Below are 15,390 nucleotides of genomic sequence, written 5' to 3' on the forward strand. Positions count from 1 at the left end.
TCTTAATTTAGGTGTTTTTTTATGAATAAGGGAAATTGTATTTTGGGAGAGATATTGATTATGATTATTCAACAAATTTACAATAATAATGTTGTGTTAGTTTTAGATGAAAACCAAAAAAAAGAATTAATACTAACAGGATGTGGAATAGGATTTCAAAAAAAGAAAGGTCAAGAAGTAGATAAAAGTAAAATTGAAAGAACCTTTGTAACACAAGATGAAAGTTTTATAGATAAAATTGGAAAATTAGCAAGCCAGGTTGATGAGAAGTTTTTTGAAGTGAGTACAGAGGTAATTGCTCATGCAGAAGGCATTTTAAATACTGAACTTTATGAGTACATATATGTAGCACTTACTGACCATATTGCATTTGCAATTAAAAGATATCATGAAAATATAAATATAAAAAATGATTTACTACATGAAATAAAAAGAATTCACAAAAAAGAATACGAGATTGGAAAATGGGCTGTAGATTATATAAATAAAGAATTTAATGTAGAGTTTCCTTTAGATGAGGCAGGATTTATAGCTATGCACATAGTAAATTCAAATTATAAAGGCAGTTCAAAGGAATCCTTGTTAATTACTAAAATTGTAAAAGACATACTAAATATTATAAGATATTATTATAGAGTTGAGTTTAAAGAAGATGATATAAATTATGATAGACTTCTTACACACTTAAAATTTTTTGCAAATAGATTAGTAAAAAGAGAGGAACTCAATGATACTAATAATGATATTGTAGATATAATCAAGATAAAGTATGAAAAAGACTATAATTGTGCATATAAAATAAAGACACATGTAGAGAAAAACTATGAGTACTATGTAAGTCAAGATGAATTATTATATTTAACACTACATATTAAAAGAGTCATATCTGTGTTGAATTCATGATAAACATACTAAATAAATATAAATTCAATATCGGTGTTTAAGATATTATGTAAAATTTAATAGCAATATAATAATTTTAAAACATTAAGATTGTTACTGATAATGCAGGCAAGACTTAGGTTTATAAGAAAATTATAACAGTTTATTTTTAATTCTAAAATTAGGTTGATATAGGTTTATTTATATTAACATGAGGTTTATTTTTAGGATTAAAGTTACTAGTGTAATTTTTTATAAACTTAAGTCTTTTTTATTTAAAAAATATAAAATAATAAGGAGAGAGAAGTAAATGAAAAAAATATTTGGTGTTTTACAAAAAGTAGGAAAATCTTTAATGTTACCAGTTGCATTACTTCCAGCAGCAGGTATATTGCTTGGTGTAAGTAATGCTTTAGCAGGAGATGCGTTACTTGCTCATTTTCCAGCACTAGCAAATCCTACATTCCAACTCATAATAAGTATAATGGAAAGTTCAGGGCAAATCATATTCAATAACTTGCCACTTATATTTGCAGTTGGTGTAGCCGTGGGTCTAACCGAAGGCGAAGGTGTAGCAGCATTGGCAGCTATAGTAGGTTTTTTAATCCTTAATACGTCTATGGGTGTTATGGCAGGTGTCACGGAAGATATGATAGATAACTCTATGTATGCAAGTATTGTTGGAATACCAACAATTCAAACAGGTGTATTTGGTGGTATTATAATAGGCATAGTGGCTGCTTATCTTTATAAAAAATTTTATAAAATTGAACTACCTCAATATTTAGGTTTTTTTGCAGGTAAAAGATTTGTGCCTATTGTTACATCATTAACAGCAATAGTAATAGGAATTATATTATCATTTATTTGGCCACCAATACAAGAAGGATTACTTAGTTTTTCAAAAAATGTTATAGAAGCAAATCAAACATTAGCAGCATTTATGGAAGGGTCTTTAGAAAGGTTATTAATACCATTTGGTTTACATCATGTTTTCCATAATCCATTCTGGTATCAATTTGGAGAATATGTAAACAAAGCAGGTGAACTTGTAATGGGTGACCAAAAGATATTCTTTGCTCAACTTAAAGATGGAGTAAATTTCACAGCAGGTACTTTTATGACAGGTGCGTTTCCGTTTATGATGTTTGGTCTTCCAGCAGCAGCACTTGCTATGGTACATGAAGCAAAGCCAGAAAAGAGAAAATTTGTAGCAGGAATAATGGCATCAGCAGCACTTACATCTTTTTTAACAGGAATAACTGAACCAATAGAGTTTGCATTTTTATTTGTTGCACCAGCATTATTTGTAGTACATTGTTTATTTTCAGGTTTATCATATGCAGTAATGCAACTATTAGGAGTTAAAATCGGATTCACATTTTCAGGCGGATTAATAGATTTCTTACTATTTGGTGTACTTCCTAATAGAACTCCATGGTATCTAGCTATTTTAGTAGGTATTGGATTTGCAGTATTATATTATAGTGTGTTTAGATTTATGATAAGAAAGTTTAACCTAAAGACGCCAGGAAGAGAAGATGAATCAGAGTCTAATGTGGAGATTAGTGAGATTTCAAAAGATGAGTTAGCATCAGAAATACTAATAGCTTTAGGAAATAAAGAGAATTTAAAAAGTTTAGATGCTTGTATAACAAGACTTAGATTAGTTGTAAATGATATAGATAAAGTGGATAAAGAAAAGTTGAAATCACTTGGAGCAGCAGGTGTAATGGTTATTGGAAACAATGTCCAAGCTATATTTGGTCCAAAATCAGATGCAATAAAATCTAATATAAAAGATATAATAGAGGGAAAAGTAAAGATTGAAAATACTGATATTAAAAATATAGATAAAAAGAAAATGGAAAAAAATAATAACACAGAAAACACTAATATAGGTAATACTTTGGTGGAAGAAGAAATTTATTCATTGACAAATGGAGAAATCTTAGGTATAGAAGAAGTTCCAGACTCTGTATTTTCAAGTAAATTAATGGGCGATGGTTTTGCAATTAAATCTGATGATGGATTAATTTATTCACCAGTAGATGGAACTATTGGAGTTGTATTTCCAACTAAACATGCAATAATAATCAAATCTAAAAAAACTGGAGTAGAAATACTTATACATTTAGGTATAGAGACTGTAAACTTAGAAGGAAATGGGTTTGATGTATTTGTAAATGTAGGAGATGAAGTTAAATCGGGTGATAAACTGGTTAATATGGACTTAGAATATATTGAAAAAAATGGTTTATCAACAATAAGCCCAGTAGTATTTACTAATTTAGAACAAAATCAAAAACTAAACATTAAAAAGGGAAAAGTCACAGCAAAAGAAAGTAATCGTGTAAGTATATTAAAAGAGAGTATTGAAAAAATAGGATAGACACATCAGTATATATACTTAAAACTTGTATGAGTTTTAGTAATTATATAAGCATAATTTTAATTTATATATTTTAGTTTAATTAATAAAAATATATGATTTATATTTCAAACAATTAGAGGTACTAGTATATCTATTTTACTAATACCTCTAATTTTTCTTGAAATAAAATCTATAATAATTATTTATTCATCTAACAAATTACTATCTAAAGGGCTTTTATTGTTTAGATAGTTTTTAGGAGATACACCATAATACTTTTTAAATGCCCTTACAAAGCTAGAATAATCATTAAATCCACATTTACTACAAACTTCACTCATAAGATGTCCATTGGTTATTAATGATTTAGCTAAAATCAGTCTTTTTTGAATTATATAATTGTGTATGGATGTTCCAGTATGAGATTTAAATCTTCTCATGAGATAATATTTGCTTATAAAAAATTCAGATGCAATGCAGTCTATAGAAAGTTTATTCTCTATATTTAAGTTTATATAGTTTAATATTTTTTTTATAGTTTCATCGTAAAATACATCTTCTACAGATTCTATGTTCTCGTTTTTTAAGAAAATTCTATTTAAAAATATCATAAGCTGTATGAACAAGGTATTTCTCAGTATTTCATTTCCAAATTCATTACTAGATTCAGAAATATTTATTTGCTCAATAAAAAGTTTGAGTGATTCAATGTCATGTATCTTTAAACGCAATAGATTACATTTATTTTCTGTGGCTGTCTTAAAACATTTTTCTAAATCACTAGTATTATCACTGTTTTTTTTCATAAATTCTGGGCTAATCCATATTGCAGTTCTTTCATAAAATACATTTGAATCTATAACTGGTTTGTGAATTTCATTACTACTAATAAAAAGTATGTCCCAAGGTTTTAGTTTATATGGAATTCCTTCAACAAAATAAGTTACATTTCCATCTATAAATATAATTATCTTATTAAAATCGTGATTATGGTATTCAAATTCTATGTCTTTTTTATCTCGGATACTAAATATTTTAAAATTATCATTTAAGTATCCAATTTTATTGTCTGTAATTTTCATAAAAGACCTCTCTTAGATTATATTATAGAGAATTATAGAGCATTTTTTACAATATTTCAAGCATTTTTAACCATTCACATAGTAAAAAATTCTTAATATAATATTACATGAAGTGTAATTTTAGCAAAAAGAGTTTAAAGGGAGGAAAGCATTTATGAAATTAAATGATATTATACAGGGGTTGGATATAATCAGTGTCAAAGGTGAATTAAATATAGATATTAATAGTGTACAATATGATTCAAGAAAGGTTACAGAAGGTACATTATTTGTATGTATAAAAGGATTTGTGTCAGATGGTCATAAATATATAAAAGATGCTATAAACAAAGGAGCAAAAGCTTTTATTGTTGAAGAAGATGTAGACATAAAAGGGTATACGTTTATAAAAGTAAAAAATACAAGAGAAGATATGGCAAAGATAGCTGACAATTTTTATAATCATCCATCACAAAAATTTAATGTTATAGGAGTTACAGGTACTAACGGAAAAACTAGTATAACTACTATACTAAATGAAATATTAACTTTGAATAAAAATAAAGTTGGTCTTATTGGTACTATAAAAATATTTGATGGTGAAAAAGACATTATTTCTAATTCAACAACTCCAGAAAGTATAGATTTACAATATCATTTTAATAATATGTTAAACAATGGATGTGATTACTGTGCTATGGAAGTTTCATCACACTCATTAGCATTAAATAGAGTTGATGAAACAGACTTTAAACTAGGAATATTCACAAACTTAACACCAGACCATTTAGATTTTCACAAAGATTTAGAAGACTATAGAAAAGCTAAAGAAAAATTGTTTTTTAAGACTACTATGGCAAACATAATAAATATGGATGATGAGGGTGGTAAAAAGATATACGAAAATATAAAAGATATAGATGTTCCTTGTTACACATATGGAGTTGAAACTAATGCTGATTTTATGGCTAGAGATATAAAATCAGATTCAGATGGTGTATCTTATAGATTAATAACTCCTTCTTATGAAGAAGTTATATTTATACCAGTTCCAGGAATGTTTACAGTATATAATACTTTAGCTGTTATAGCTGCTTGTTATGTACTTGGCATACCTAAACCAGTATATAAAGAAGGTCTTAGACTTTCTAATGGAGTATCAGGAAGATTTGAAACTGTACCAAACGATAAAGGTATAAGTGTAATTGTTGATTATGCTCATACTCCTGACGCACTTGAGAATGTATTAAAGACAACACAACAATTTGCAGAAGGAAAAATAATTTCTGTATTTGGATGTGGTGGAGATAGAGATACTGAAAAGAGACCTTTAATGGGTGCTATTGGACAAAAATATTCTGATATATGTATTGTAACTTCTGATAATCCAAGAACTGAAGAACCAGAAGCAATAATAAAGGATATACTTGAAGGAATAGATAAGGAAAAGAAAAATTATCATGTTGTTGCTGATAGAAAGCAAGCTATAGAAGAAGCTATAAGTATGGCAAAGAAAGATGATGTTGTAATTATAACAGGTAAAGGGCATGAAAATTACCAAATAATAGGTAAGGTTAAGCATCATTTTGATGATAAAGAGATTGCCAATGAATGTTTAAGTAAAATGTAAGGTGAAAATTTAATAAAATATATATTTTAAGAATATAATATCAAAATTATTTTGATATTATATTCTTTTTATGTAGTGTACATTAATACAAATTATGTTAGTAACCTTTAATATAGATAATATAATTTATTAAAATTGTATTATCTATATTAATTAATTTTTTATTGTAATAAAGTTGATAATTTTGTATAATTACAGTAAATATGGAAAAATAAGTATTGTCGCAAAATTGTTAGAATAATTGATATAAAATAATAATTGTATACATATAGATTCCAGAAAGGCAGGAAGCGTGATGTTGGGTGATGCAAAAAATAATAGGCAGGGTTTGTCCATAATTGCTATCATAAGTATCTTAGTAGTTACAATTTCCTGTTTGATTTATGGTTCAAAGTTGAATAAGACACTAGGTGAGGAAACGAATCAATATCTTTCAGAAATAGCAAATCAAAGTGTCAATGTGTTAAAAAAACAAATTAATGGCGATATAAAATTGTTACAATCAATTTCAATATGTATTGAGGGAGAAAAATCTTTTGAATTGGACAATATTATTTCAATACTTAAAAGAGAATCTGTAAATAGTTCATTTAAAAGAATGGGTGTTATTCTACCAGATGGTATGGCATATACTACAGATGGTTATGTAGAAGATTTTTCTAAGAGAGATTATTTTTCCAAGTCAATGCAAGGAGAAGTAGTCATAACAGGTAAGTTAAAAGATGTAATAAAAGATCATAAAGACATTAATGTGTACTCTGTACCAATTTATAAGGGGAACAAGATTATTGGTGTTATATTTGCTACACATAGTACAAAGTTATATGAAAAGATACTCTCTGTACCAACTTTTAATGGAAAAGGATATTCTTATATAGCTAATAGTAATGGTGATATTGTTTTAAATCCAAGTAGCAAAAACGCAAACTCTAATATGGAAAATTTATTTTCATATATAAATAAAAGTAATGCCTTATCAAAATCTACTCTTAATGATATGAAGTTAAATATAAAAAATTCTAAATCAGGTTCATTAAGTTATAATATGTCTGGAAAAGGATATTATTTAAGTTATGCTCCAATAGGAATTAATGATTGGTATCTTTTTTCTGAAGTTCCTAGAACTGCTGTATCTGAAAAATCATATGCTATTATAAAACTTACACTATCAGCATGTATAGTTTTAATTGTGATATTTACATCATTAATAATTTATATCTTGATTATGCAAAAAAAGAGTAAGGAAAGGTTAGAAGAATTTGCGTTTAAAGACAGTATTACAGGAATTGGAAATTCAAATAAATTTAATCTGGAAGGTGGTAAATTTTTATCCACTCATGAGAAAAAAAATCTAGTTTTAATTTATTTTGATATAGATAAATTTAAGTTAGTAAATGATAGATTTGGATATGAAGAGGGAGATCGAGTATTAAGAAAAATTGCAGAGATGATTGAAAATATGTTTAAAGAAGAGTCTGTATTTTCAAGAATTTCAAATGATAATTTTGCTATAATATTTGAAAAAAAGAAGGATAAAGAATCAGTTATAGAGATATGTGAAATTATGCGTAAAAAATTATCTATGATAAAAACTAGCTTAGATGTAGAACTTAATCTGATACCATCTATAGGAGTGTATTTTATTGAAGAGGGAGAAACAAATATATCTACTTGTCTTGATAAGGCTATGATTGCAAAGACTACAGTAAAAAGAAAATACTTAAAAGTGTATGAAATTTATGCTGAGAATTTAAAGGAAACTCTTATAGAAGAACGTGATATTGAGCAAGAGATGCACGATGCTTTAAAAAATGAACAATTTAAGGTGTATTTGCAACCTAAAATTGAATTATCTACAGGTAAAATAGTAGGTTCTGAAGCTCTTGTACGTTGGCAACATCCAAAAAAGGGATTAATAAGTCCAGGTGTGTTTATTCCTATTTTTGAAAAGAATGGTTTTATAACAGAATTGGATATGTTTGTATTTATTCAAGTTTGTAAAAACTTTAAACGTTGGGAAAATGAAGGCTTACCTAGATTTCCTATATCAGTAAATTTATCAAGAGTACATCTTGAAAATCCAGACTTTATAGAAAAGTTTGAAAACATTGCAAAAGAATATGATATTGAACCAAATTTAATTGAAATTGAACTAACAGAGAGTGCAATATTTGATAATACAAAAATGTTATTTAAAATAATGCAGAATTTAAAATCTGTAGGATTTAAAATATCTATGGATGATTTTGGCTCAGGGTATTCTTCTTTAAATATGCTTAAAGATATGCCAATTGATGTATTGAAATTAGATAGACAATTTTTTATAACAGTAGAAGATACAAAAAAGAGTCAAATTGTGGTTTCAAGCATTGTTCAGATGGCAAAGCAACTTGATATAAAAGTTGTTTCAGAGGGAGTTGAAACCTTAGAACAAGCAGAGTTTTTAAGATTTATAGGATGTGATATGGCTCAAGGCTTTTTATTTGCAAAACCAATGCCAATAGAAGAATACGAAAAGTTGATATTAAATAGGAATGATATTGAAGGTATGAGTACAAATTAAAAAACTTAGTACAAAATGAAATAAAGATTTGTAAGAAGAGTGAACTTTGTATAGTCAAAGTTCACTTTATTTATGTAAAAATACTTTGGTATAAAAATATGAATTAGGTTTAGAGTATTACTTTACATTATATGGAGCATATAATATTTTCTAAAAGAGATATAATTTTTCCGTGGCTAGAAGTTTTTAATTTGAGTGTAACAGTTTGTGAATATAAGAATATCAGCAATTATGCAAGTACTTAAGGGAGGAAAATTTTTGAGTAATATAACAATTAGGGAAATGGTAAATGATGAAAGAAAGCTTGTTTTGGTGGAAAGCGTATTTGGGATTACAGTAAAGTACTGTCATTGTTGACAATCATAATTTCTGTGGGAATACTATAAAAAAGAGAGCTTCTACTATGATTTTCAAAAATCATTTAGAAAAACTCTCTTTTTTATAAAATCTAAATAGCTATTATAATATAATAGAAGTTTCTATTATTCTAATTTTTTTATTGTAATACAATAGTTAAGATTGTAGATAAATAAGCATTTTAAACATTAAATCTAAATAATATTACGTCTCCATCTTTAACTATGTATTCTTTACCTTCTAATTTAACTAATCCTTTTTCTTTTGCAGCTGCCATAGTACCATGTTCAACTAAATCATTAAAAGCAATTGTTTCAGCCCTGATAAATCCTCTTTCTATGTCAGAATGTATCTTTCCTCCTGCTTGAGGTGCTTTACTTCCAATCTTTATAGTCCATGCTCTGACTTCTTTTGGACCAGCTGTTAAGAATGAAATTAGACCAAGTAAGGCATAAGATGATTTTATAAGTTTATCAAGCCCTGATTGTTCAAGCCCTAATGTTTCTAAAAATTCTTTCTTTTCTTCAGCAGAATCAAGTTCAGAAATTTCTGCTTCTATTTGTGCACATACAACAACAACTTCAGCATCTTCTGTTTCTGCAAATACTTTAACTTGTTGAACATACTTATTACTTTCTCCATCATCTGCCAAATCATCTTCTGATACATTTGCAGCGTATATTACAGGTTTAGATGTAAGTAAATCTAATGAATTTACAAAGCTTTGTTCATCTTCTGTAAATTGCATAGTTCTTACACACTTACTATTTTCTAAAGTAGCCATGATTGAATTTAACAAATCAAGCTCAGAAACTAAAGTTTTATCAGCTTTAGCGGCTTTTTGAGTTTTATGAATTCTTCTTTCAAGAATCTCTATATCAGAGAAAATTAATTCTAAATTTATAGTTTCTATATCGCGAAGTGGTTCAACAGAACCATCTACATGTATAACATTTTCATCTTCAAAACATCTGACAACATGTACGATTGCATCAACTTCTCTTATATGTGATAAAAATTTATTTCCTAAGCCTTCTCCTTTAGAAGCACCTCTAACTAAACCAGCTATGTCACAAAATTCTATAGCAGTAGGAACTATTTTTTCAGAGTTGTACAATTCTTTTAGTTTATCTAATCTTTCATCTGGAACAGATACAACTCCAACGTTTGGGTCTATTGTACAAAAAGGGTAATTTGCAGATTCTGCGCCTGCTTGAGTTATTGCGTTAAATAGTGTGCTTTTACCTACATTTGGTAAACCAACTATACCTAATTTCATATTAATCGTCCTCTCTCTTATTCTTTTTATATTCTTTATATAACTTTAAACAATCAATCTATGGGATTGTAAAATTGTTTTAATTATAGACATACATATTGATTATACATCATATATATGAAGCTTGTAAACTAGACTTTAAAGCAGACTGCTCTAAATAACTTTATATTTAAATTTAAATAAAAATATTACTTTTAGAAAATAATAAAAAGGATATAATTAAATAGAAGGTTTTTATATATAAGTATATACAATCAAAAAATGAATAAATTTCAATTTTAAAATTGATGTTTAAATAAAAAATAGGAGGTACATATGGTTAATACTAAGAAAATAATAAATTTAGGTAATAATATTAATTTGACTTTGATAAAAACAGAAAAGTTTAAATCAAATCTTATAAGTTTGTATGTTCAGAGATTGTTGGATAAAAAAGAAACTACAAAAAATGCTTTGATACCATCAATAATAGCAAGTGGAAGTGAAAAATATCCTAGTGCCAGAGCAATATCCAATAAACTAGATGATTTATACGGTTCGTCTATGGGAGCTGATGCTGTAAAGCGTGGAGAGCGTCAAGTACTAAGTTTTAAAATAATTAATATAAGTGAAAAGTATTTAGATGAAAATATATTTGAAGAAGTAGTAGAATTTTTTAATGAAGTAATAAATAATACACTTGTTGTAGATGGTGGATTTAAAGAAGACTATTTAAATATTGAAAAAGAAAATTTAAGAGATAAGATACAATCAATAATAAATGATAAAAAAGAATATGCACAAGATAAATGTATAGAAGCTATGTGTGGAAATGAAAGATACAGTATAAGTGAGTTTGGTTACGAAGATGAAATAGATAACATAACTTCAAAAGAGCTATATGAGCATTATAGAAATATACTTAAAACATCTCCAATAGACATAGTTGTAGAAGGTAATTTTGATGAAGATAAGGTTGTAGATATAATAAGTAATAATTTAAAATTCGAAAGAGAAGATATTATAGATATACCAAAAGAAGATTTCATAAAACATGTAGATGAAGTAAAAGTAGTAGACGAAAAAATGGAAATAACTCAAGGTAAATTAGTTATGGGGTATAGAGCAAATGTAGATTATGTAGATAATGATAAATATTATGCCCTTGTGGTCGGAAGTAATGTATTAGGTGGTGGTCCACACTCTAAACTATTTGTGAATGTAAGAGAAAAGGAAAGCTTATGCTATTATATTTTCTCTTCAATAGAGAAGTATAAAAGTATTATGCTTATATCATCTGGAATAGAAACTAAAGATTATGATAAAGCTGTAAAATTAATAAAAGAACAATTAGAAAGTTTAAAAGCAGGAGATATATCTGATGAAGAGTTAGAAAATAGTAAGCTTGCTTTAGTTAACTCTATGAAATCTATAACAGATAATATAGGTGGAATGTCTGATTTTGCTTTTTCTCAGTCTATGGCAAAGACAAATTCTGAAGTAGAAGACATAATATCTAGCATAGAGAAAGTTACTAAAAAAGATATAGTTGAGGCTGTAAAAGATATAGAACTTGATACTGTATACTTTTTAAGAAATTAATGGAGGAGATGTCTATGGAAAAAATAGTTAATGATATATTAAGAGAAGAAGTTTATTATGAAAAATTACAAAATGGCTTAGATGTATATTTTATGCCAAAGAGAGGCTTTACAAAAAAATATGCTATTTTAGCTACTAATTATGGTTCAAATGACTTAGAATTTATTCCAATAGGAGAAGATAAAAAGATTAGAGTAAATGAAGGAATTGCACATTTTTTAGAACATAAGATGTTTGAACAACCTGATGGAGGAGATGCTTTTGAAAAATTTTCTAAATTAGGTGTAAGTGCAAATGCATTTACTAACTTTACAATGACAGCATACTTATTTTCAGCTACGGAAAATTTTTATGAAAGTTTAGAGCACTTAATTGATTATGTTCAAACACCTTATTTTACAGATGAAAATGTTGAAAAGGAAAAAGGTATAATAGCACAAGAGATAAAAATGTACAATGATGATCCAGACTGGAATGTGTATTTTAATTGTCTAAAGGCTATGTATGTAAATTATCCTGCTAGAATTGATATAGCTGGTACAGTAGATAGTATATATAAGATAACTAAGGAAGAACTATATAAGTGTTACAATACTTTCTATAATCCAGGAAATATGGCTTTATTCGTTGTAGGTGATTTGGATGTAGAAAAGGTAATAGATGTAACTAAAAAAGCAAACAATTATGATGTGGATAAACTTTCTAAGAATATAGAAAGATTTTATCCTGAAGAACCAGCAAATGTAAAGGAAAAAGAAGTTATAGAAAAGTTTCCTATATCTATACCTATGTTTAACATAGGTTTTAAAGATAATAATGTAGGTGTAAAAGGAAAAGAACTTTTACGTAAAGAAATTGTAACTGATATACTTATAGGTATGTTATTTAAAAAGGGCAGTAAACTTTATGAAGATTTGTATATGCAAGGTCTAATAAATGAAAATTTTGGAGCTGGATTTTCATCTCAAGTAGACTATGCTTTTAGCGTAATTGCTGGAGATTCTAAGGAACCTAAAAAAGTAAAAGAGATAATTCTTGAATATATAGAAAGAGCTAAAAAAGAAGGATTATCTAAAGAGGAGTTTGAAAGAACTAAAAAGAAAAAAATTGGTTCATTTATTAAATGTTTTGATTCTATAAACTTTATAGGAAATAGTTTTATATCTTATATCTTTAAAGATATAAATATATTGGATTATTTAGATATTATTAAGGATGTTGCTTTTGAGGAAGTTGAAGAGAGATTAAAAGAACACTTTAAAGAAGAGTATTGCGTTATTTCTATTGTAGAACCTAAGTAGAACGTTTGAATATTACAAATAAGTAGCTAAAGGCCAAATAGTTAATTTTGATACTTGTTTTATTTAGGTAGCAAGTGATTTTGTTGAATATACTTATACAAATTAAGTTAGTAAAAATTAAATATTATTAATAAAAATTTGTAGAGAGATTGGTGTATAATATACACCAATTTCTTTGCTTGTAAATAATTTATGCATAATTTTGTTGAGACAGCATGTATAATATATTTTAAGTATTTGTAGAATCAACATCAATATGTTTTGTAGAATTAACATTAATATGTTATCATAATTTAGTATAATTACAATTAATTGTAAACATGGTGTATTGCTTTGGAAATATTTTAATTAAGATAAAGAGGTGGAGTTATGGATAGAGTCGCATTTACACTGTTTGGGATAGACATAATGTGGTATGGAATACTTATGGCTAGTGGCATGATTTTGGGAACTTTAATAGCAATAAAAGAGTCGAAAAGAGTTGGGCTTAAAGAAGATGATGTATTAAATATAGCTATCATAGCAATTCCTGTTGGATTAATATGTGCAAGAATATATTATGTTATATTTAATTGGAGTTATTATGCTCAAAATCTATTTCAAATACTTAATTTCAGAGGTGGCGGACTTGCTATACATGGAGGGTTAATAGGTGGAATCTTAGCTGGCTATATATACACTAAGGTTAAAAATATTAATTTCTTAAAAATGGCTGATACTGTCATACTTGGAATGCCTTTAGCACAAGCTATAGGAAGATGGGGGAACTTTATTAACGGAGAAGCTCATGGAGGTACAACTAATTTACCATGGGGAATAATGGTTGATGGAGTAAAGGTTCATCCAACTTTTCTATATGAGTCTATATGGGATTTTGGAATATTTATAGTTTTATTATTGTTTAGAAAAAATAAAAAATACGAAGGACAAGTTATAGTGACTTATATAACCCTTTATTCAATAGGAAGATTTTTTATAGAAGGACTAAGAACAGATAGTTTAATGTTAGGACCACTTAGAATGGCTCAAGTGATAAGTTTAGTTGGTGTTATTGGTGGTATAATAGCACATATTTATTTATCAAAGAGAAATAAAAGCAACAGTATTGAAGAATAATTTAAATAGTAAGTTTGAAGGAGGTAGTTATGGAATTTCATCATGTATCAGTTCTTTTAAATGAATGTATAGAAAATTTAAAGATAAAACCAGATGGAGTATATGTTGACTGTACTATGGGTGGTGCAGGACATTCCAAAGAAATAGTAAAAAAATTATCAGATAAAGGATTATTTATAGGGTTTGACCAAGATAAAAATGCTATAAATACAGCAAGAGAAAGATTAAGTGAATATGAAAGCAGAGTAAAATTTGTTCATAGCAATTTTGAAAATATAAAAGAAGAATTGGAAAAAATCGGAGTTTATAAGATAGATGGTGTATTAGCAGATTTAGGAGTTTCATCTCATCAACTTGATGAAGCTGAGAGAGGATTTTCTTATATGCAAGATGCACCACTTGATATGAGGATGGATGTTAGGTGTGAATTTTCAGCATATGATGTTGTAAACACTTATGCAGAAGATGAGCTAGCTAAGATAATTAAAGATTATGGTGAAGATAACTGGGCTAAACGTATAGCTAAATTTATAGTTGAGGAAAGAGTGAACAAACCAATAGAAACTACAGGTGAATTGGTTGATATAATTAAAAAAGCTATTCCTAAAAAAGCTAGAATAGATGGGCCTCATCCAGCTAAAAGGACTTTTCAAGCTATACGAATAGAAGTAAATAATGAACTTGGAGTAATTACAAAAATGATAAATGATGCCTCTTCTATAATGAATGAAGATGGTAGAATTTGTATAATAACATTTCATTCGTTAGAAGATAGAATAGTAAAGAATGCATTTAAATATCTCGCATCAGATTGTATATGCCCACAGCATTTACCAATATGTCAATGTGATAAAGAATCTGAAGTAAAAATAATAACTAGAAAACCAATATTACCTAGTGCTGAAGAAATAGAAGTAAATCCACGTTCAAGAAGTGCTAAATTGAGAGTAGCGGAAAAAATATAATTTATATAGTTTGAGAGTAAGGACTAGCGATGTAATAAAATAATAAACTTCTTAATTATAGTTAAAACCTATTATAGTTTTTATTAGAATAGAAAACAACTATGATATAATCGACAATATAGAAAAATATTTTCTGTTATAATATAACTAAAGTAGATATTAGGAGTGGAGAAAAATAGAGAATAAGCATAAAAAATTATTAATAAAAATTTGTATTATATTGGGGGTATTTGGTATTTACTTTTTTATACCTCCTGTTAAAAAAATGGTAAATCAGATGA

General features: G+C 27.3%; 10 protein-coding genes. 8 read left to right on the forward strand and 2 right to left on the reverse strand.

Translation table 11 applies throughout. The annotated features are described in order from the left end of the window. The first annotated feature begins 60 nt into the window (after window positions 1–60). Together licT and ptsG are read left to right on the forward strand one after the other, a co-directional pair. The gene (gene licT / locus IC214_RS10610; RefSeq protein WP_227483783.1) at window positions 61–903 is read left to right on the forward strand and encodes a BglG family transcription antiterminator LicT; all 843 of its coding nucleotides are present in this window, start codon (window positions 61–63) and stop codon (window positions 901–903) included. Between the two features lie 289 nt (window positions 904–1,192). Next, window positions 1,193–3,274, forward strand: a complete 2,082-nt coding sequence (ptsG, locus tag IC214_RS10615; RefSeq protein WP_227835292.1) for a glucose-specific PTS transporter subunit IIBC — start codon at window positions 1,193–1,195, stop codon at window positions 3,272–3,274. 185 nt (window positions 3,275–3,459) lie between these two features. On the opposite strand, the gene IC214_RS10620 is transcribed toward ptsG, so the two are convergent. After that, the gene (locus IC214_RS10620) at window positions 3,460–4,338 is read right to left on the reverse strand and encodes an AraC family transcriptional regulator (RefSeq protein WP_227835293.1); all 879 of its coding nucleotides are present in this window, start codon (window positions 4,336–4,338) and stop codon (window positions 3,460–3,462) included. Window positions 4,339–4,492: 154 nt separating this feature from the next. On the opposite strand from IC214_RS10620, the gene IC214_RS10625 reads away from it, so the two are divergent. Continuing rightward, window positions 4,493–5,947 carry a UDP-N-acetylmuramoyl-L-alanyl-D-glutamate--2,6-diaminopimelate ligase gene (locus tag IC214_RS10625; protein WP_227835294.1) on the forward strand — a complete coding sequence of 485 codons (1,455 nt, stop codon included), beginning with the start codon at window positions 4,493–4,495 and terminating at the stop codon, window positions 5,945–5,947. A 295-nt stretch (window positions 5,948–6,242) separates the two neighbouring features. Next, window positions 6,243–8,510 (forward strand): EAL domain-containing protein, encoded by a 2,268-nt coding sequence (locus IC214_RS10630; RefSeq protein WP_227835295.1) that lies wholly within the window; start codon window positions 6,243–6,245, stop codon window positions 8,508–8,510. Between the two features lie 538 nt (window positions 8,511–9,048). Here the strand turns inward: IC214_RS10630 and ychF are convergent. Beyond that, window positions 9,049–10,146 carry a redox-regulated ATPase YchF gene (ychF, locus tag IC214_RS10635; RefSeq protein ID WP_227432402.1) on the reverse strand — a complete coding sequence of 366 codons (1,098 nt, stop codon included), beginning with the start codon at window positions 10,144–10,146 and terminating at the stop codon, window positions 9,049–9,051. 315 nt (window positions 10,147–10,461) lie between these two features. On the opposite strand from ychF, the gene yfmF reads away from it, so the two are divergent. The 4 genes from yfmF (at window position 10,462) to rsmH (ending at window position 15,109) form a co-directional block, all read left to right on the forward strand. Next, window positions 10,462–11,727: an EF-P 5-aminopentanol modification-associated protein YfmF gene (gene yfmF / locus IC214_RS10640; RefSeq protein ID WP_227845589.1), complete on the forward strand. Its 1,266-nt coding sequence runs from the start codon at window positions 10,462–10,464 to the stop codon at window positions 11,725–11,727. 14 nt (window positions 11,728–11,741) lie between these two features. After that, window positions 11,742–13,028 carry an EF-P 5-aminopentanol modification-associated protein YfmH gene (gene yfmH / locus IC214_RS10645; RefSeq protein WP_227482905.1) on the forward strand — a complete coding sequence of 429 codons (1,287 nt, stop codon included), beginning with the start codon at window positions 11,742–11,744 and terminating at the stop codon, window positions 13,026–13,028. Window positions 13,029–13,397: 369 nt separating this feature from the next. Continuing rightward, window positions 13,398–14,144 carry a prolipoprotein diacylglyceryl transferase gene (gene lgt, locus IC214_RS10650; protein WP_227482904.1) on the forward strand — a complete coding sequence of 249 codons (747 nt, stop codon included), beginning with the start codon at window positions 13,398–13,400 and terminating at the stop codon, window positions 14,142–14,144. Window positions 14,145–14,173: 29 nt separating this feature from the next. Next, window positions 14,174–15,109, forward strand: coding sequence for a 16S rRNA (cytosine(1402)-N(4))-methyltransferase RsmH (rsmH, locus tag IC214_RS10655; RefSeq protein WP_227432406.1), 936 nt, complete (start codon window positions 14,174–14,176; stop codon window positions 15,107–15,109). The last annotated feature ends 281 nt before the right edge of the window (window positions 15,110–15,390 follow it).

Origin of the sequence: Clostridioides sp. ES-S-0190-01 (genome assembly GCF_020658275.1) — a bacterium.
Lineage (GTDB): Bacteria > Bacillota > Clostridia > Peptostreptococcales > Peptostreptococcaceae > Clostridioides.